General features: G+C 71.7%; 16 protein-coding genes and 1 tRNA gene. 8 read left to right on the top strand and 9 right to left on the bottom strand.

The genetic code is table 11. From position 1 onward, the window contains the following. Positions 1 to 98: 98 nt before the first annotated feature. The gene (nth, locus tag OHA81_RS15070) at positions 99 to 1,139 is read right to left on the bottom strand and encodes an endonuclease III (protein ID WP_329196325.1); all 1,041 of its coding nucleotides are present in this window, start codon (positions 1,137 to 1,139) and stop codon (positions 99 to 101) included. Positions 1,140 to 1,350: 211 nt separating this feature from the next. On the opposite strand from nth, the gene OHA81_RS15075 reads away from it, so the two are divergent. After that, complete coding sequence (locus OHA81_RS15075; RefSeq protein WP_003981529.1) at positions 1,351 to 2,025, top strand: Crp/Fnr family transcriptional regulator; 675 nt, start codon at positions 1,351 to 1,353, stop codon at positions 2,023 to 2,025. 249 nt (positions 2,026 to 2,274) lie between these two features. Here the strand turns inward: OHA81_RS15075 and OHA81_RS15080 are convergent, their stop codons facing one another. From OHA81_RS15080 to OHA81_RS15100, 5 genes are all read right to left on the bottom strand, one after another. Beyond that, positions 2,275 to 2,562 carry a hypothetical protein gene (locus tag OHA81_RS15080; protein ID WP_329196327.1) on the bottom strand — a complete coding sequence of 96 codons (288 nt, stop codon included), beginning with the start codon at positions 2,560 to 2,562 and terminating at the stop codon, positions 2,275 to 2,277. Then, a complete protein-coding gene (locus OHA81_RS15085) occupies positions 2,559 to 3,404 on the bottom strand; it encodes an MBL fold metallo-hydrolase (RefSeq protein WP_329196329.1) in 846 nt (281 codons plus the stop codon). Before OHA81_RS15085 ends, OHA81_RS15080 begins: the two co-directional genes overlap by 4 nt. After that, positions 3,401 to 4,330 (bottom strand): NUDIX hydrolase, encoded by a 930-nt coding sequence (locus OHA81_RS15090; protein WP_329196331.1) that lies wholly within the window; start codon positions 4,328 to 4,330, stop codon positions 3,401 to 3,403. Before OHA81_RS15090 ends, OHA81_RS15085 begins: the two co-directional genes overlap by 4 nt. Positions 4,331 to 4,554: 224 nt before the next feature. Continuing rightward, positions 4,555 to 5,028 carry a RidA family protein gene (locus OHA81_RS15095; protein ID WP_329196332.1) on the bottom strand — a complete coding sequence of 158 codons (474 nt, stop codon included), beginning with the start codon at positions 5,026 to 5,028 and terminating at the stop codon, positions 4,555 to 4,557. Further along, entirely contained in the window at positions 5,025 to 5,189 is a 165-nt protein-coding gene (locus tag OHA81_RS15100; protein ID WP_136216794.1) for a DUF4177 domain-containing protein, read from the bottom strand. Before OHA81_RS15100 ends, OHA81_RS15095 begins: the two co-directional genes overlap by 4 nt. A 212-nt stretch (positions 5,190 to 5,401) precedes the next feature. Between OHA81_RS15100 and OHA81_RS15105 the strand changes: the two genes are divergently transcribed. Together OHA81_RS15105 and OHA81_RS15110 are read left to right on the top strand one after the other, a co-directional pair. Continuing rightward, a complete protein-coding gene (locus OHA81_RS15105) occupies positions 5,402 to 6,385 on the top strand; it encodes an ArsA-related P-loop ATPase (protein ID WP_329196335.1) in 984 nt (327 codons plus the stop codon). A gap of 38 nt (positions 6,386 to 6,423) precedes the next feature. Then, a complete protein-coding gene (locus tag OHA81_RS15110; RefSeq protein ID WP_329202297.1) occupies positions 6,424 to 7,722 on the top strand; it encodes an ArsA family ATPase in 1,299 nt (432 codons plus the stop codon). Positions 7,723 to 7,815: 93 nt separating this feature from the next. Here the strand turns inward: OHA81_RS15110 and OHA81_RS15115 are convergent, their stop codons facing one another. Beyond that, positions 7,816 to 8,166, bottom strand: coding sequence for a WhiB family transcriptional regulator (locus OHA81_RS15115; protein ID WP_329196337.1), 351 nt, complete (start codon positions 8,164 to 8,166; stop codon positions 7,816 to 7,818). Positions 8,167 to 8,562: 396 nt separating this feature from the next. Here OHA81_RS15115 and OHA81_RS15120 point away from each other — a divergent pair, with 396 nt between their 5' ends. Then, the gene (locus OHA81_RS15120; RefSeq protein ID WP_329196339.1) at positions 8,563 to 10,866 is read left to right on the top strand and encodes a transglycosylase domain-containing protein; all 2,304 of its coding nucleotides are present in this window, start codon (positions 8,563 to 8,565) and stop codon (positions 10,864 to 10,866) included. 92 nt (positions 10,867 to 10,958) lie between these two features. Here OHA81_RS15120 and OHA81_RS15125 read toward each other — a convergent pair whose 3' ends face one another. After that, positions 10,959 to 11,420 carry a GatB/YqeY domain-containing protein gene (locus OHA81_RS15125; RefSeq protein ID WP_329196341.1) on the bottom strand — a complete coding sequence of 154 codons (462 nt, stop codon included), beginning with the start codon at positions 11,418 to 11,420 and terminating at the stop codon, positions 10,959 to 10,961. 79 nt (positions 11,421 to 11,499) lie between these two features. On the opposite strand from OHA81_RS15125, the gene OHA81_RS15130 reads away from it, so the two are divergent. The 4 genes from OHA81_RS15130 to OHA81_RS15145 all read left to right on the top strand — a co-directional run bounded on the left by OHA81_RS15130 (position 11,500) and on the right by OHA81_RS15145 (position 15,100). Then, positions 11,500 to 12,444: a metallophosphoesterase gene (locus OHA81_RS15130; RefSeq protein WP_329196343.1), complete on the top strand. Its 945-nt coding sequence runs from the start codon at positions 11,500 to 11,502 to the stop codon at positions 12,442 to 12,444. 101 nt (positions 12,445 to 12,545) lie between these two features. After that, positions 12,546 to 12,619: transfer RNA gene (locus tag OHA81_RS15135), tRNA-Pro, on the top strand. Between the two features lie 248 nt (positions 12,620 to 12,867). After that, positions 12,868 to 14,325, top strand: a complete 1,458-nt coding sequence (locus OHA81_RS15140; protein ID WP_329196345.1) for a SulP family inorganic anion transporter — start codon at positions 12,868 to 12,870, stop codon at positions 14,323 to 14,325. Positions 14,326 to 14,437: 112 nt separating this feature from the next. Further along, positions 14,438 to 15,100, top strand: a complete 663-nt coding sequence (locus OHA81_RS15145) for a TetR/AcrR family transcriptional regulator (protein WP_329196347.1) — start codon at positions 14,438 to 14,440, stop codon at positions 15,098 to 15,100. A gap of 52 nt (positions 15,101 to 15,152) precedes the next feature. Here OHA81_RS15145 and codA read toward each other — a convergent pair whose 3' ends face one another. Next, a complete protein-coding gene (gene codA / locus OHA81_RS15150; protein ID WP_329196349.1) occupies positions 15,153 to 16,454 on the bottom strand; it encodes a cytosine deaminase in 1,302 nt (433 codons plus the stop codon). Positions 16,455 to 16,525: the final 71 nt, after the last annotated feature.

The following is a 16,525-nucleotide window of genomic DNA, read 5'->3' on the forward strand; positions in this document are numbered from 1 at the left end:
GGATCCGTGTCCACCCCGGCGACGGCGACACCCGCTCAACGTGGCCCGGCGCCGGTTTCGTTCCTCTGCGGGCCGCCTCGCGGCGCCGCGTTCCGCTCTCAGGGCGCCGGGGCGCCGCCCAGCGGTGGTGCGGGCAGCCCCGGATAGTCCGGCGGCGGGCTCAGCCGCTGGCCGGGCTGGCCGCCCTTCTCGTACTTGAGCAGCATCCGCGCCTTCTCGGGATCGGTCTCGCCCTCGCCGTACGACGGGCAGAGCGGGGCGATCGGGCAAGCGCCGCAAGCGGGCTTGCGGGCATGGCAGATCCGGCGGCCGTGGAAGACGACGCGGTGCGAGAGCATCGTCCACTCGCTCTTGGGGAAGATCGCGCAGATCTCTTCCTCGACCTTCTCCGGGTCCTCCTGCTCGGTCCACTTGAAGCGGCGCACCAGCCGGCCGAAGTGCGTGTCGACGGTGATCCCCGGGACGCCGAAGGCGTTGCCGAGGACCACGTTGGCCGTCTTGCGGCCCACGCCGGGCAGGGTCACCAGGTCTTCTATCCGGCCCGGCACCTCTCCGCCGAACTTCTCGCACAGCGCTTGCGAGAGCCCGAGGAGGGAGCGCGACTTGGCCCGGAAGAACCCGGTCGGCCGGATCAGCTCCTCCAGATCCTCCGGGGCGGCCGCGGCCATGGCCTCGGGGCTCGGGTAGGCGGCGAACAGGGCCGGGGTCGTCTGGTTCACGCGCAGGTCGGTGGTCTGCGCGGAGAGGACGGTGGCGACCAGGAGCTCGAACGGGTTGCGGAAATCCAGTTCCGGATGCGCGTACGGGTACACCTCGGCCAGCTCCCGGTTGATCCGGCGGGCCCTGCGGATCATCGCGAGGCGGGATTCCGGCTTGGGCCGCTTGGCGGGCCCCCCGGACGCCCGCTCAGGGGCCGGACCGGACGCCTGCTTCGGGGCCGGGCCGGCCGTCTGCTTCGCGGCCCGCCCGGACGCTTGCTTCGGGGCCGGAGCGGACGCCTGCTTCGCGGCCCGCCCGGACGCTTGTTTCTTGGTCGAACCTTTGCCCTGGGGACTCGGAGGAACCTCCGAGGGCGACGCTCCGGGGGCTTGTTCGCCCACGGCTGAATTCTGGGCCGCCGTCACTCCTGCGGACCCCATGGCCTGTGCTCTCACCGGCTTATTGGACACCCGGCCAGCCTAAGGCCGACCGCCGACAGCCGTCCGGACCTCAGGTAACACCACCCTGATGGGGCTCCGGCCACCCAGCACACCCGTACGTCCGGCATCCTTGTGATTGATCGCACTGTTTCAGCCGTCCGGCAAAATGGGGAGCGGTCCCCTTGAGCTGGTCGACATAGGAGAGAGACTCGTGGACGACGTTCTGCGGCGCGCCCCGCTGTTCGCGGCGCTCGATGACGAGCAGGCCGCGGAGCTCCGCGCCTCCATGGGCGAGGTGACCCTCGCACGCGGTGACGCCCTGTTCCACGAGGGCGACCCCGGTGACCGGCTGTACGTCGTCACCGAGGGCAAGGTCAAGCTGCACCGCACCTCCCCCGACGGCCGCGAGAACATGCTGGCCGTCCTCGGCCCCGGCGAGCTGATCGGCGAGCTGTCGCTGTTCGACCCGGGCCCGCGCACCGCCACCGCGACCGCGCTGACCGAGGTCAAGCTGCTGGGCCTCGGCCACGGCGACCTCCAGCCCTGGCTGAACGCCCGGCCCGAGGTGGCGACGGCGCTGCTGCGCGCCGTGGCGCGGCGCCTGCGCAAGACCAACGACCAGATGTCCGACCTGGTCTTCTCCGACGTTCCGGGCCGTGTGGCCCGGGCCCTCCTGGACCTGTCGCGCCGCTTCGGCGTGCAGTCGGAGGAGGGCATCCACGTCGTGCACGACCTCACGCAGGAGGAGCTGGCGCAGCTCGTCGGCGCCTCCCGCGAGACGGTGAACAAGGCGCTGGCCGACTTCGCCGGGCGCGGCTGGCTGCGGCTGGAGGCGCGTGCGGTGATCCTGCTGGACGTGGAGCGGCTGGCGAAGCGCTCGCGCTGACGCGCGGCGGCACGCACGGGCCGGTAGCGGAAGGGTCCTGCCCCGAGGGGCGGGGCCCTTCTGCCGTTGCCCGGGGGCACGCGTGGCCGTTTCGCCGCGCCGCGGGCGGCGCGGCCCGCCATCACGGCCGGTCGGTGGGTGGCCCGGCCGGTGGGGGGGTGGGTGGGCCGCCATGGTCCGCGACCGCTCCGCCTGGGCGGTGGGTGCGCGCCCGGTCGGTGGGGCCCGTTTGGTCGGTGGCCGCTCCGCCTAGTCGGTGAGTGCCTCGACCGCCTGCTTGGCCTCCAGCAGGCCGGAGCCGGTGGCGCGGCGGTGGGCGCGGATGGCCTCGACCGTGCGGCCGTCGCGGGCCAGCGCCCGTACCTCGTCCATCCCCGCCGGCTCCGGCTCCTCGATGCCGAAGTGCTCCAGCACCAGGCCCAGGCGGCGCTCCAGGCCGTCCGCCCGGCGTTCCAGGGCCTTCATCCGCAGGGCCACCGTCGAGGTGACCCACGCCGCCGTCGCGATCAGCGCGAGCAGCAGGTACAAGACGGTCATTCGGGCTCCCCTGGGATCAGTCCGTGATCTTGAAGGTACTCCAGCTGCGCCCGAACGGACCATTCCGCGATCGGCCAGAGCGACCGGTCGACATCGGCGTACACGTACGCCACGACCGCCTCCGGAGTGAGGAAACCGTTCTCCACAGCGGTCTCCACCTGCGCGAGGCGGTGCGCGCGGTGGGCCAGGTAGAACTCGACGGCACCCTGCGCGTCGTCCAGGACCGGCCCGTGGCCCGGAAGCACCGTGTGGACCCCGTCGTCGACCGTGAGCGAACGCAGGCGGCGCAGGGAGTCCAGGTAGTCGCCGAGCCGGCCGTCGGGGTGTGCGACGACGGTCGTGCCGCGCCCGAGGATGGTGTCGCCGGTCAGGACGGCCCGGTCGGCGGGCAGGTGGAAGGAGAGGGAGTCGGAGGTGTGGCCGGGCGTCGCCACGACGCGCAGCTCCAGGCCGCCCACCCGGATGCCCTGGCCCGCCGAGAGGCCCTCGTCGCCCAGGCGCAGCGCCGGGTCGAGGGCACGCACCTTGGTGCCGGTGAGCTCGGCGAAGCGGCCGGCGCCCCCCGCGTGGTCGGGGTGGCCGTGCGTCAGCAGGGTCAGTGCGACCCGCTTGCCGGCCTCCTCGGCGGTACGGATGACCGCCTGCAAGTGCCCCTCGTCCAGCGGGCCCGGGTCGATGACGACGGCCAGGTCCGAGTCCGGCTCCGAGACGAGCCAGGTGTTGGTGCCGTCCAGGGTCATGGCGGAGGCATTGGGGGCCAGGACGTTGACCGCGCGGGCGGTGGCGGGCCCGGAGGAGACCACTCCGCGGGGCTGGCCCGGCAGGCTTGCGGCGTCGGTCATGCGGTGGCACCTCCGGGGCGTCCGAGGCGGACGCGCTTGGTGAACTCATCGTGCCCCGGCCAGCTGAGCACCACATCCCCGCCCTCCAGGGCGGCCTGCGCGAGGACCGGGGTCAGGTCCTGGCCCGCGGCACCGGCCAGGGCCTGGGCGGCGCTCTCGTACGGCTCCAGGGACCGCAGCGTGGAGATGGTGGGCGGCATCATCAGCAGCTCGCCCTTGTCGTAGCCGGCGGCCGCCTCGGCTGGGCGGATCCACACGGTCCGGTCGGCTTCGGTGGAAGCGTTGCGGGTGCGCTGGCCCTCGGGGAGGGCGGCGACGAAGAACCAGGTGTCGTAGCGGCGGGGCTCGAAGGCGGGGGTGATCCAGCGGGCCCAGGCCCCGAGCAGGTCCGAGCGCAGCACGAGGCCGCGGCGGCCGAGGAACTCGGCGAACGACAGCTCCCGCCCCACGAGGGCCAGCCGGTCGGCCTCCCAGTCCTCGCCGGTGGTGTCGCCGACAACGGTGTCGGGGGCCTCGCCGGCGAGCAGGACGCCGGCTTCCTCGAAGGTCTCGCGGACGGCTCCGCAGACGATGGCCTGGGCGGTACGGGGATCCGTGCCGAGCCGGTCCGACCAGTGGGCGAGGCTCGGTCCCGCCCAGCCGACGAGGTGGTCCTCGTCGCGGGGGTCGACCCCGCCGCCGGGGTAGGCGTAGGCGCCACCGGCGAAGGCCATGGAGGTGCGGCGGCGCAGCATGTGCACGGCGGGGCCCTCGTCGGTGTCCCGCAGCAGCATCACCGTGGCGGCGCGTCTGGGCTCGACGGGGGTGAGGGTGCCGTCCGCGAGCGCGCGGATGCGGTCGGGCCACTCCGGCGGGTACCACTGGCCCCCGGCGGGCGTGGCCCCGTGCGGATGCGGCTGCTGCTGTCCCTGCTCACCGTTGGGCATGGCGGGATGCTACGGCCATCCGTCCCGATGTTCGAGGCCCACCCCGGCCGGCCCCGGCCCGCCAACCGCCGCGCGCACGCCGGTCCGCAGGTCCCGGGCCGGCGCCGGGCCGGTACGGGCCCCCGGCCCGGCCGGGGGCCGGAGCGCGTGGGGGCCGGTCCCGACGCCGGAGCGCGCAAGGGGCCGGGAGCCGCCGCTCCGGCCTCGGCCGGAGCGGCTCGGGGTCAGGCCCCGGGGGCGAGTTCGACCTGGATCTCGACCTCGACCGGGGCGTCCAGGGGGAGGACCGCCACGCCGACCGCACTGCGGGCGTGGACGCCCTTGTCGCCGAGCACCGCGCCCAGCAGCTCGCTCGCACCGTTCAGCACGCCCGGCTGCCCGGTGAAGTCGGGGGCCGAGGCCACGAAGCCAACGACCTTCACGACACGCGCGATCTTGTCGAGGTCACCGATCAGCGACTTGACGGCAGCCAGGGCGTTCAGCGCGCAGGTCGCCGCCAGCTCCTTGGCCTGCTCCGCCGAGACCTCCGCGCCGACCTTGCCGGTGACCGGCAGGCTGCCCTTGACCATCGGGAGCTGGCCGGCGGTGAACACGTACACGCCCGACCGCACGGCCGGCTGGTACGTGGCCAGCGGCGGCACGACCTCCGGCAGGGTCAGGCCGAGCTCGGCCAGCTTCGCCTCGGCCGTCCCGCTCATGCGGCCTTCTCCCGCTTCATGTAGGCCACGAGCTGCTCGGGGTTGTTCGGCCCGGGCACGACCTGGACGAGCTCCCAGCCGTCCTCGCCCCAGGTGTCCAGGATCTGCTTGGTGGCGTGGACCAGCAGCGGGACCGTCGCGTATTCGAACTTCTTGGTCATGGGAGCGAGGGTAGTGCCTGTGGCCCGGGCCCCCTGCCCGGCCTCGTCGGGCGGTCCGCACGACGCCCCGCCCGCGACCTCGCACGCGACCCGGGAGCGGTCCGTAAGCGACCTGAGCGTGACCCGGAAGCGACCCGCGACGTGACCGGGAAACGACCCGGGAGGCGGCCCGCAACACGAACCGTCCGGCCGACTCGTTAGGCTCGGACGCTGTGAGCAGGCTCCAGGTGGTCAGCGGCAAGGGCGGCACCGGCAAGACCACGGTCGCCGCCGCACTCGCGCTCGCCCTCGCACGCGAGGGCAGACGGACTCTGTTGGTGGAGGTCGAGGGCAGACAGGGCATCGCACAGCTCTTCGGGGCGGAGGCGCTCCCGTACGAGGAGCGGAAGATCGCCGTCGCGCCGGGCGGCGGCGGTGAGGTGTACGCGCTCGCGATCGACGCCGAACGGGCGCTGCTGGACTACCTCCAGATGTTCTACAAGCTGGGCTCGGCCGGCCGCGCCCTCAAGAAGCTCGGCGCGATCGACTTCGCGACGACCATCGCGCCCGGCCTGCGCGACGTCCTGCTGACGGGCAAGGCCTGCGAGGCGGTGCGGCGCAAGGACAAGACCGGGCGGTACGTCTACGACCACGTGGTCATGGACGCCCCGCCGACGGGGCGGATCACCCGCTTCCTGAACGTCAACGACGAGGTGGCGGGTCTGGCCCGGTTCGGGCCGATCCACAACCAGGCGCAGGCCGTCATGAAGGTGCTCAAGTCCCCGGAGACGGCCGTGCACCTGGTCACGCTGCTGGAGGAGATGCCCGTCCAGGAGACGGCGGACGGGATCGCCGAACTGGAGGCCGCGGGGCTGCCCGTGGGCCGGGTCGTCGTCAACATGGTCCGCCCGCACCATCTGGACGAGGAGGCCCTGGGCGCCGCCGCCGGCGAGCGGCGCGCCGATGTGGCCAAGGCCCTGTCCCGCGCGGGTCTGGGCGGCTCGCGCCGTGGCGGCCTGGCCGAGCGGCTGGTGGACCCGCTGCTGGCGCAGGCCGCGGAACACACGGGCCGGGTGAGGCTGGAGCGGGAGCAACGGACGGTGCTGGAGGGGCTGGACGTGCCGACGTACGAGCTCCCCCTGCTCGGCACGGGCATGGACCTGGCCGGGCTGTACGAGCTCGCGACGGAACTGCGCAAGCAGGCGGGCGACGAATGAGCGGGCCGACGACGAGCGAGAAGCCGGTGGACGACGAGATGGGCCTGGACACTCCGCCCGTGCTGGCGGTCGACGCGCTGCTGGACGACCCGAAGACCCGGATCATCGTGTGCTGCGGTTCGGGCGGCGTCGGCAAGACCACCACCGCTGCCGCACTCGGCGTACGGGCGGCGGAGCGCGGGCGGAAGGTGGTCGTGCTGACCATCGATCCGGCGCGCCGGCTGGCCCAGTCGATGGGGATCGCCTCGCTGGACAACACGCCGCGCAAGGTCGCGGGCGTGTCCGGGGACGGCGGCGAACTGCACGCCATGATGCTCGACATGAAGCGCACCTTCGACGAGATCGTCGAGGCGCACGCGGAGGGCGAACGGGCCCGGGCCATCCTGGCGAACCCCTTCTACCAGTCCCTGTCGGCCGGCTTCGCGGGCACGCAGGAGTACATGGCGATGGAGAAGCTTGGTCAGCTGCGGGCGCGGGACGACTGGGACCTGATCGTGGTCGACACCCCGCCGAGCCGGTCCGCGCTGGACTTCCTCGACGCGCCGAAGCGTCTGGGGTCCTTCCTGGACGGGAAGTTCATCCGGGTGCTGATGGCTCCGGCGAAGGTCGGCGGGCGGGCCGGGATGAAGTTCCTCAACGTCGGCATGTCGCTGATGACGGGGACGCTGAGCAAGCTGATGGGCGCGTCGCTGCTCAAGGACGTGCAGACCTTCGTGGCCGCGATGGACACCATGTTCGGCGGCTTCCGTACCCGGGCGGACGCGACCTTCCGGCTGCTCCAGGCCCCCGGTACGGCCTTCCTCGTGGTCGCCGCGCCCGAGCCGGACGCCCTGCGCGAGGCGGCGTACTTCGTGGAGCGGCTGGCGGCGGAACGGATGCCGCTGGCCGGCCTGGTACTGAACCGGGTCCACGGCAGTGACGCCGGACAGCTCTCCGCGGAGCGGGCGTTGGCCGCCGCAGAGAATCTTGAGGACGCCGGCATTGTCGATCAGGAGTCCGGGAAAGCTGGACTTCGTGACTCGGACGCGGACACCGGCACCACCGAGACCGGCACGCCCGAGAAGGGCACCACCGACACAGGCACCTCCGACACCGGCTCCCCCAGCGCCGACGTGGACGACGCCGGTGTGGACGAGATCACCGCGGGACTGCTGCGCCTGCATGCCGAGCGGATGCAGGTGATCGCGCGCGAACGACGCACGCGGGACCGCTTCACCTCGTTGCACCCTGAGGTGGCGGTGGCCGAAGTGGCCGCCCTGCCCGGCGATGTGCACGACCTCGCCGGGCTACGGGCCATCGGAGAGCGGCTCGCGACCGGGGTTCCGGCCGGAGCGTAGGCGTTCGTACGAGGACGGGTCGCGGGCGGGTCGCCCGGCTGCCGTGTAGGCGCGGGCGGTTGACCCGGCTACAGCGTACGGTGCGGGCGGGGTTTACCCGGCTGCCGCGTACGTCTCGTACGGAACGTCGATCGCCGCGTCGACATCCATGGTGAGGATGCCCGTACTGCGTTCGTACTCCGTGCGGGCGGTTTCGAGCAGCCGTCGCCACGAGGTGACGGTGGGACGCCGGCGCAGCAACGCGCGACGCTCCCGCTCGGTCATTCCGCCCCATACTCCGAACTCGACACGGTTGTCGAGCGCGTCGGCCAGACACTCGGTCCGCACCGGACACCCGGTGCACACCGCCTTGGCCCTGTTCTGTGCCGCTCCTTGAACAAACAGTTCATCCGGATCGGTAGTGCGGCAGGCTGCCTGCGCACTCCAGTCGGTAACCCAGCCCATCCCGGCGCCGTCCTCTCCCGAATCGAGGCTCCCCCACGGCGGTAGCGGCATATTCACCGCTGCCAGTTGAGGACGTTACGGAAGGCGAGCACAGCGCAACACCCCCGACGGGCCCAATCTTGAATGGTCCGAACGGACTATGGGTAAGCGGCAGATCACCCGACGGAGTGATCGGACGACATGCCCGGCCATTCCGGCGATTCGGATGAAATCGGAGAATCACCGCCGGGTGCCGTCCGAGTGAACGGCGGGATTCGGACATCAGTCCACCGCATTCGGCAAGGGTGAAAATCAAGCCGAGGGGTTGATGTCGCGCCGCGCTGCTGTGACAGTTGGGGCCAGCTTAGGCCAAGGCATTCGCGCGTGTCCGGCGAATGAGAACGTAGGCTGCCCTCCATGGGAAAGAAGCGCTCGGGCGGCGGGCTCACGGGGCCGCAACAGGCCGCCAAGTTCCTCGGGGTGTCGGTTCTCTCCGGAGTCGTACTGGCCGGCATCGCGATCCCGGGCGCCGGCGCCCTGGGCCTCGCGGCCAAGGGGACGGTCGAGGGATTCGACGAGATCCCGGCCAATCTCAAGACGCCTCCGTTGAGCCAGCGCACCACGATCCTGGACGCGGAGGGTGGCTTGATCGCCACGGTCTATTCGCGCGACCGCCAGGTCGTGCCGTTGACGGCCATCTCCCCGTACATGCAGAAGGCGATCGTCGCCATCGAGGACTCGCGTTTCTACGAACACGGCGCGGTCGACCTCAAGGGCATCCTCCGCGCGGTCAACCGCAACGCGCAGGAAGGCGGCGCGGCGCAGGGCGCTTCCACGCTCACGCAGCAGTACGTGAAGAACGTCTTCGTCGAGGAAGCCGGTGACGACGAGTCGAAGGTGCGCGAGGCGCAGGAGAAGAGCCTCGGGCGAAAGATCCGCGAGCTGAAGTACTCGATCCAGGTCGAGGAGGAGCTCGGGAAGAAGAAGATCCTCGAGAACTACCTCAACATCACCTACTTCGGGCAGCAGGCGTACGGAATCGAATCCGCCTCCCAGCGCTACTTCAGCAAGCCGGCCAAGGACCTGACGCTGGAGGAGTCCGCGCTGCTGGCCGGCGTGGTGCAGTCGCCGACCCGCTACGACCCGGTCAACGACTCGCAGGAGGCGATGAAGCGCCGCAACGTCGTCCTCCAGCGGATGGCCGACATGAAGGACATCTCCCAGGCGGAAGCCGAGGAGGCGAAGCAGAAGCCCGTCACGCTCAAGGTGACCCGGCCCAAGAACGGCTGCATCACCGCCGTCAAGGGCGCCGGCTTCTTCTGTGACTACGTGCGCAACACGTTCCTGACCGACCCGGTGTTCGGCAAGACGCGCGAGGAGCGCGCCAAGCTCTGGAACCAGGGCGGCCTGACGGTCCGCACGACGCTCGACCCGCAGTCGCAGGACTCGGTCAACGAGTCCATCAAGGACCACGTCCACCAGGACGACAAGGTCGCGACGGCCGTCACCCTCGTGCAGCCCGGCACCGGGCGCGTCCTCGGGATGGGCCAGTCCAGGCCGTACGGCTTCGGCAAGAACGAGACGCAGATCAACTACTCCGTCGACAAGCGGATGGGCGGATCGAACTTCGGCTTCCCGACCGGCTCGACCTTCAAGCCGTTCGTCGCGGCCGCGGCCATCGAGCAGGGCGTGCCGGCGACCAAGGTGTACGCCTCCCCGCACGACATGGAGTACCCGAGCGGCGTGCAGACCTGCGGCGACAAGCTGTGGGTCAACGACAGCAAGCCCAAGGACCGGGTGGAGAACGAGTCCGAGTCCGAGAACGGGCCGTACGGGATGAGGGAGGCGATGGCCAAGTCGGTCAACACCTACTTCGTCGAGATGATCAGCGACATCGGGCTGTGCCCGGTCACCGAGATGACCACCAAGCTCGGCGTCATCCCGGCCGACGGCGCCAAGCTGCCGGAGGTCCCCGCCATCGCGCTCGGTACGCAGGGCATGTCCCCGCTGACCATGGCCAACGCGTACGCGACCTTCGCCAACCGGGGCGTGCGCTGCACGCCGGTCGCCATAGAGTCGATCACCGACGCGCACGGCAAGGCGCTGGCCGTCCCGAAGTCGCAGTGCGAGCGGGTGATGTCGGAGAAGACGGCCGACACCATCAATACCCTGCTGCTCGGCGTGGTCGACTCCGGTACCGGCGCCCAGGCGGGTCTGACCGACCGGCAGAGCGCGGGCAAGACGGGTACCACGGAGAACCGCTACAACGCCTGGTTCGTCGGGTACACCCCGAACATGGCCGGTGCGACGTGGGTCGGCTCCGCGGGCCTCAAGCAGGTGTCGATGGAGAACATCACCATCGGCGGCGAGTTCTACGACAAGGTCTACGGTGGCGGGCTGCCCGGCCCGATCTGGAAGCAGGCGGTGACGGGCGCGCTGGCGGGCCGGGAGAACCTGCCCTTCTCGACGGTGTTCGTCGGGGACTCCTCCACCCCGTCCGGCGGCGCACGCGGCAACCGGCCGCCGACGCAGCCGGGCAACCCCACCCCGGCCAAGCCGGCCAAGCCGGGCAAGCCCGGCAAGCCCGGGCGGGACGGCAAGCCGGGTGACGGCGATCCGGGCGGGACGACGATCGCCGGAACCACCGGCGGCGGCGTCCCCGTCGATCCCTTCCCCGAGATCCCCCTGCCGCCGGGCACGATCGGCGGCGACGTCCAGTAGCCCGTGCACGAAAGACGTCCCAGTAGCCCGCGTACGAAAGGGGAGGCCCCCGCCGGATCCGGCGGGGGCCTCCCCTTTCGTACGGGCGGTGCTTACGAGAGCTGCTGCTTGACGACGGCGGCGACGCGGCCGCCCTCCGCCAGCCCGGCGACCTTCGGGTTCACGATCTTCATGACGGCGCCCATGGCCCGCGGCCCCTCGGCACCGGCGGCCTTCGCCTCGGCGACGGCCTGCGCGACGATCTCGCCGAGCTCCTCGTCCGTCAGCTGCTTGGGCAGGTACTTGTCGAGGAACTCACCCTCCGCGAGCTCCCGCGCGGCCGACTCGGCGCGACCGCCCTGGCCGAACGCCTCCGCGGCCTCACGGCGCTTCTTCGCCTCCTTGGCGATCACCTTGAGGACTTCGTCGTCGGAGAGCACGCGCGCTTCCTTGCCCGCGACCTCCTCCTTGGTGATGGCGGCGAGGGTCAGTCGCAGCGTGGACGAGCTGAGCTCGTCGCGCGCCTTGATGGCAGCGGTGAGGTCTTCCTGGAGCTTGGCCTTGAGCGTGGTCATGCCCCGAGTCTGCCAGGTGCGGCGGCGCCCGCGCCCGCCGGTTTTCCGCGGGGGTGACGCGGGGTGCGACGATGGGGTCATGCGTGCGCGTTACGGAGTACCTCTGAAGGTCACCGCCGGTATCGCGGCGGTGGGGGCCGCGGGTGTGGCCTATGCCGCCGGATTCGAGGCCCGGTCGTTCCGGCTGCGCCGGGTGACGGTTCCCGTCCTGCCCGCCGGCATGCGGCCCCTGCGGATACTGCAGGTGTCGGACATCCACATGGTGAGCGGCCAGCGCAAGAAGCGCGCCTGGCTCCAGTCGCTCGCGGGGCTGCGCCCGGACTTCGTGGTGAACACGGGCGACAACCTCTCGGACACGGAGGGCGTGCCGGAGGTGCTGGACGCCCTCGGGCCGCTGATGTCCTTCCCCGGCGCCTACGTCTTCGGCTCGAACGACTACTACGGGCCCCGGCTGCGCAATCCCGGCCGCTACCTGATCGAGAAGGCGCAGGGCCGGCACGGGCTGAACGGCAACAAGCCGGTCGTCGGCGCCGTGCACAACCCGTGGGAAGAGATGCGGGACGCCTTCGACGCGGCCGGCTGGCTGAACCTGACCAACACGCGGGCACGGATGAAGCTGGACGGTCTGGAGATCGCCTTCACCGGCCTGGACGACCCGCACATCAAGCGGGACCGCTACGAGAGGGTCGCGGGCGGACCGGATGCGGACGCCGACTTCTCCATGGCGGTGGTCCACGCCCCGTACCTGCGCGTCCTGGAAGCGTTCACCGCCGACCGCTACCCGCTGATCCTGGCCGGCCACACGCACGGCGGGCAGTTGTGCGTCCCGTTCTACGGGGCGCTGGTGACCAACTGCGACCTGGACACCGACCGGGTCAAGGGCCTCTCCACGCACACGGCGAACGGCAACCGCGCGTACCTCCACGTCTCGGCCGGCTGCGGCACGAACCGCTTCACCCCGGTCCGCTTCGCCTGCCCCCCTGAGGCCACCCTCTTGACCCTGACCCCGGCAGGCCCGGCCTGACGGCTCGCGAGCGCCCCGCGAAAACCGGATTTCGTCTCCGGCCGAGGGTCCGCTAAAGTAATCGATGTCGCCAGGACAGCACACGCTGCACGGGTGACGATCGGGGTGTAGCGCAGCTTGGCAGCGCGCTTCGTTCGGGACGAAGAGGTCGTGGGTTCAAATCCCGCCACCCCGACTTCGCAAGATCAGAAAAGGGCTTGATCCGCATCGCGGATCAAGCCCTTCCTGCGTCTGCGGAGACCGCTCGGGATGCATCGGGGGCGCCCCGGCCGGCTCCTCACCGGAATCCGGGCGACTCCGTTCACGCGTGTCTTCCCCGCGCGCCCGGCCGCGGGTCGGTGCGTGCCCGAGCCCGAGGTCAGTGCCGTCTTGTCTTCCTCACCCGCCCGCGTGCCCTCGCGCCCGCGCGGCCCGTTCCGTCCCGTGCGACCGGCATGGCTGTCGTCGCCGAAGGTGCTGCGGACCGAGGTGCTCGGCGGCCTGGTGGTCGCGCTGGCGCTGGTCCCCGAGGCCATCTCCTTCTCGATCATCGCCGGGGTCGACCCGGCCATCGGTTTGTTCGCCTCGTTCACCATGGCGGTGGTGATCTCGATCGTCGGCGGGCGGCCGGCGATGATCTCCGCGGCGACGGGAGCCGTCGCGCTCGTGATCGCACCGCTCAACCGCGAGCACGGCTTCGGCTACCTGGTCGCCGCGGTGATCCTGGCCGGCGTCTTCCAGATCGTGCTGGGCGCGCTCGGGGTGGCGAAGCTGATCCGGTTCGTTCCCCGTTCGGTGATGGTCGGCTTCGTCAACTCCCTCGCCATCCTCGTCTTCATGGCCCAGGTCCCCCAGCTGCGGGACGTGCCGTGGGCGGTGTATCCGCTGGTCGCCGGCGGGCTCGCCCTGATGGTGTTCTTCCCGAAGATCAGCAGGGTGGTCCCGGCCCCGCTGGTGTCCATCGCGATCCTCACGGCGATCACCGTCGCCGCAGGCATCGCGGTGCCCACCGTCGGGGACAAGGGCGCGCTGCCCTCCTCCCTGCCCGTGCCGGGCCTGCCGGACGTGCCCTTCACCCTCGACACCCTGGTCCTCGTCGCCCCGTACGCCCTCGCCATGGCGGTGGTCGGGCTGATGGAGTCGCTGATGACGGCGAAGCTGGTCGACGAGATCACCGACACCCGCTCCGACAAGACGCGCGAGTCCGTCGGCCAGGGCGTCGCGAACATCGTCACCGGCTTCTTCGGCGGTATGGGCGGCTGCGCGATGATCGGCCAGACGATGATCAACGTGAAGGTGTCCGGCGCCCGTACCCGGTTGTCGACCTTCCTCGCGGGCGTCTTCCTGATGGTCCTGTGCATCGTGTGCGGGCCCGTCGTTTCGCGCATTCCGATGGCCGCGCTGGTCGCCGTCATGGTGATGGTCTGCTTCGCGACCTTCGACTGGCACTCGGTGGCCCCGGGGACGCTCAGGCGGATGCCGGCGGGCGAGATCACCGTCATGGTGCTCACCGTCGTCTGCGTGGTCGTCACCCACAACCTCGCCGTCGGCGTCGTCGCCGGGTCGGTCACCGCGATGGTCATCTTCGCCAAGCGCGTCGCGCACCTGGCCACCGTCACCTCCGTGACGGACCCGGGTGGCGGGGAGGTCGTCTACCGCGTGGCCGGCGAGCTCTTCTTCGCCTCCTCCAACGACCTCGTCGGCCGGTTCGACTACGCCGGGGACCCGCAACGGGTCGTCATCGACCTGTCGTCCGCCCACATCTGGGACGCCTCGTCCGTCGCCGCCCTCGACGCCATAGAGGCCAAGTACCGCCAGCGCGGCAAGGACGTGGAGATCGTCGGCCTGAACGAGCGCAGCGCCCGGCTGCACGGGACGCTCAGCGGCCGGCTGTCGGCGTGAGCCGCACACCCCTGCGCCGGCCGTGAGCGGAGCAGTCGACGGTCGCCACGGCTCGCGCGCCGGCCGGCGCTATAAAGTAGACGGTGTCCACATCTAGGGATCGGAGATCCACATGGCTCCACCGGACACCGGACCACCGCCGCCGGAACCGTCGCCGAAACGCAGTACCTACCGGCACGGGAACCTGCGCAACGCCCTGCTCGACACCGCGCTGGAACTGGCGCGGGAAGGCGGGCCGGACGCCGTGTCGTTGCGCGAGGTGACCCGGCGCGCCGGGGTTTCGCCCAACGCCGCCTACCGGCACTTCGCCGACCGCGGGGCGCTGGTGCACGGGGTCTCGCAGGCGGCCATGGCGCGGGTGGCCCTCGCCATGGAGGCCGAGATCGCCGGCCTCGCACCGACCGGGGACCCCGTCGCACGCGCGCGGGCCCGCTTCCGCGCCGTGGGGACGGGGTACATCCGCTTCGCCGTCGAGGAGCCGGGCTGGTTCCGTACGGCCTTCCACGTCCCGGCCGACATGACCTACGCCACCGACGCCACGGCCGCCGGGGCCGGCGGGCTCACCCCGTTCGAGCTGCTCGGAGCCGCGCTGGACGCCCTCGTGGAGACGGGCGTCCTGCCGCCCGAGCGCCGGCCCGGGGCGGAGTTCCTCGCCTGGTCGGCGGTGCACGGGCTGGCGGTCCTGGTCATCGACGGACCGCTGCGCGGGGTGACCCCGGAGCAGGCGCACGACGCCGGCCAGGACGTGATCGCCATGATCGAGAGGGGGATCTGAGCGGCCCGCGGGACCCGCCCCGGCCCGGCGGCCGACTGCCCGGCCGGCCGGGCTACTTCCGGGTGAAGTCCACTTCCGTCGGGCCGGCTTCACCCGGCCAGGACAGCAGGCGCGTCGGCGCGGGCGGGGTTTCGGCGAGGACGGTGCCGCGCGAGACGACGTAGCGGGGGCGGACCTGGCGGCGGACGGCCTCCTCGGGGGAGTCGGCCGGCAGCAGCAGGAACGAGGCCGGCGCGCCCGGTGCGATGCCGTACTCCGTGCCGGACAGGCCGAGCACCCGCGCCGCACGGTCCGTCACCATCGAGAAGGCCACCGGGATCTCGTCGGCGCCGGTCAGCTGGGCGGCGTACAGGCCGACCAGGGCGGTCTGCAGCGGGTTCGCGGTCCCGAGCGCGTTCCACGGGTCCATCACGTCGTCATGGCCGAAGGCCACGTTCACGCCCGCCGCCAGCATCTCCTTGACCTGGGTGAGGCCCCGCCGCTTGGGGTAGGCGTCGAAGCGGCCCTGGAGGTTGAGGTTGGCGAACGGGTTCGCGACCAGGTTGATGCCCGAACGCGCCAGCAGCCGTCGGAGTTTGAAGCTGTACCCGCCGCCATAGGAACCCATCGCCGTCGTGTGGGAGGCCGTCGCCCGCTCCCGCAGGCCCGACCGCAGCGCGAGCGTGGCCAGTACCTCCACGAAGCGGGACTGCTCGTCGTCGATCTCGTCGCAGTGCGCGTCGACGCGCAGCCCGTGCTCCTCGGCCAGCGCGAAGGCGGTTCCCAGCGAGGCCACCCCGTCCTCGCGGGTGTCCTCGAAGTGCGGGATCGCGCCGACGACGTCCGCCCCGCGCCGGACCGCCTCGCGCAGCAGCGCCCCGCCGTCCGGGAAGGAGACGATGCCCTCCTGCGGGAAGGCCACGATCTGGAGGGTCATCACGTCCCGCACCCGGTCGCGGACCTCCAGCAGCGCATCCAGCGCGGTCAGCGCCGGATCGGTGGTGTCGCAGTGGGTCCGTACGTGCAGCACCCCCTGGGCGGCCTGCCAGCGCAGCACCTGCGTGGCCCGGGCGATCACGTCCTCGCGGGTCAGCGTCTTCTTGCGCTCGCTCCAGCAGGCGATGCCCTCCCAGAGGGTGCCGGACGCGTTGGGGCGGGGCTCGCCCGCGGTCAGGGCGGTGTCGAGGTGGATGTGCGGTTCGACGAAGGGCGGCGTGAGCAGCGCGCCGTGCGCCTCGATCAGCACACCGGTCGCCGGTGGTTCCTTCTGGTCGTCGTACGGGACGACGCGCGCGATGCGCCCGTCCTCGGACACCTCCACATCGGACAGGCCGTGTGCGTGCAGCAGCCGGGCACCCCGGACGATCATCCGCATGCGGTCAGCGTAGGGCCGGCGGCCGTGCCGTGCCCGGGCCCCGGGCCGCATGCGCCGCGTTTCGCGGCGAC

Source organism: Streptomyces sp. NBC_00667, assembly GCF_036226825.1.
Classification (GTDB): domain Bacteria; phylum Actinomycetota; class Actinomycetes; order Streptomycetales; family Streptomycetaceae; genus Streptomyces.

Bases quoted from the DNA above. Each gene is read 5' to 3' on its own strand.
- nth (WP_329196325.1), bottom strand. From the start codon at position 1,139: ATGGGGTCCGCAGGAGTGACGGCGGCCCAGAATTCAGCCGTGGGCGAA.
- OHA81_RS15080 (WP_329196327.1), bottom strand. From the start codon at position 2,562: ATGACCGTCTTGTACCTGCTGCTCGCGCTGATCGCGACGGCGGCGTGG.
- OHA81_RS15085 (WP_329196329.1), bottom strand. From the start codon at position 3,404: ATGACCGACGCCGCAAGCCTGCCGGGCCAGCCCCGCGGAGTGGTCTCC.
- OHA81_RS15090 (WP_329196331.1), bottom strand. From the start codon at position 4,330: ATGCCCAACGGTGAGCAGGGACAGCAGCAGCCGCATCCGCACGGGGCC.
- OHA81_RS15095 (WP_329196332.1), bottom strand. From the start codon at position 5,028: ATGAGCGGGACGGCCGAGGCGAAGCTGGCCGAGCTCGGCCTGACCCTG.
- OHA81_RS15100 (WP_136216794.1), bottom strand. From the start codon at position 5,189: ATGACCAAGAAGTTCGAATACGCGACGGTCCCGCTGCTGGTCCACGCC.
- OHA81_RS15110 (WP_329202297.1), top strand. From the start codon at position 6,424: ATGGGCCTGGACACTCCGCCCGTGCTGGCGGTCGACGCGCTGCTGGAC.
- OHA81_RS15115 (WP_329196337.1), bottom strand. From the start codon at position 8,166: ATGGGCTGGGTTACCGACTGGAGTGCGCAGGCAGCCTGCCGCACTACC.
- OHA81_RS15120 (WP_329196339.1), top strand. From the start codon at position 8,563: ATGGGAAAGAAGCGCTCGGGCGGCGGGCTCACGGGGCCGCAACAGGCC.
- OHA81_RS15125 (WP_329196341.1), bottom strand. From the start codon at position 11,420: ATGACCACGCTCAAGGCCAAGCTCCAGGAAGACCTCACCGCTGCCATC.
- OHA81_RS15130 (WP_329196343.1), top strand. From the start codon at position 11,500: ATGCGTGCGCGTTACGGAGTACCTCTGAAGGTCACCGCCGGTATCGCG.
- OHA81_RS15145 (WP_329196347.1), top strand. From the start codon at position 14,438: ATGGCTCCACCGGACACCGGACCACCGCCGCCGGAACCGTCGCCGAAA.
- codA (WP_329196349.1), bottom strand. From the start codon at position 16,454: ATGCGGATGATCGTCCGGGGTGCCCGGCTGCTGCACGCACACGGCCTG.